Genomic DNA, 504 nt, shown 5'->3' on the forward strand with positions numbered 1-504 from the left:
GCCCCAAAATACGGCACCAACAAAAATTCCGTCACCGTGTTGGCATCTCCCTCAAGAGGAATCACGAAGCCAGGGATTTTGACCTGACTGCCATTGAGTTCTGGTCTGACGTTACCGATTTTTGATTGCTGCGCCGCGCCACCACTGTGATCAGATGCGGGCATTCCCACGCTGTCGAACAGCTTACGTTCCGCTTCAGGAACCAGATCGATCCAGTCGAGCGTTAATGGCTCATCACTCGCCATGACCGGCGTCGTAAATGCAATCGCGAGTAAGCAACTGGCTAAAACTTTTTTCCACATCGTTAGATCCTTATGGTCATTCCGTCACTGAGTGACTGTCTGTAGGCGCGGAATGCTGGAATAAAACCAATCACAATACCGGCGCATTGTACAAAGCTAAGCAGCATCCATTCGTACGCAGAAAGCGTGCTTAACGTGAGATTTATACCGTAGTGTTGTTGAATTAGGGGCTGAAGTAGGGCGAGTATCGCATACAGTCCCA

At 49.8% G+C, this 504-nt stretch carries 1 protein-coding gene and 1 pseudogene; both read right to left on the bottom strand.

Annotated elements, in window-relative coordinates:
* On the bottom strand, positions 1-302 hold a 302-nt coding region (locus R7O13_RS31305; RefSeq protein WP_318305790.1), incomplete at its 3' end, for a DUF3299 domain-containing protein.
* Positions 303-304: 2 nt separating this feature from the next.
* Positions 305-504 (bottom strand): annotated as a pseudogene (locus R7O13_RS31310) (ABC transporter permease); the annotation flags it as partial.

It is taken from the genome of Vibrio sp. Y176 (assembly GCF_033438945.1).